We start from the raw sequence: 328 nt of genomic DNA on the forward strand, positions 1-328 counted from the left end.
CCAAAGGGTCACCATCATAGTGCTCTGGATTTGAGTGACCACAGAGCCAAGTTGCTGTTCTTCTCCCCATACATCCAGGGATAAGTTTGCAGGCTCAAAGCTGTACATAATGATCGCAATAATAATGATCAAGCCAATCAACTTACCTACCGTTGAGATAAGGTTGATGAAGGATGAACTGGCGGTGCCTCGCAGGGCTATGGCATTCATGCCCCAGAGTAATGCTGAGCACAGGAATACGGTTTCTATGCCGTGTTGTAGCAATATAGGGAAGAATAAGCCTAAGGAGTCATTGATCATAACCGCAAGGGCGACGTTACCCATACAG

The 328-nt window shown here is 46.6% G+C and carries 1 pseudogene; it reads right to left on the reverse strand.

The features are described 5' to 3' along the window. Positions 1–328 (reverse strand): annotated as a pseudogene (locus AB4585_RS23890) (amino acid permease); the annotation flags it as partial.

This window comes from Vibrio sp. 10N.222.49.C9 (genome assembly GCF_041474985.1).
Lineage (GTDB): Bacteria > Pseudomonadota > Gammaproteobacteria > Enterobacterales > Vibrionaceae > Vibrio > Vibrio crassostreae_C.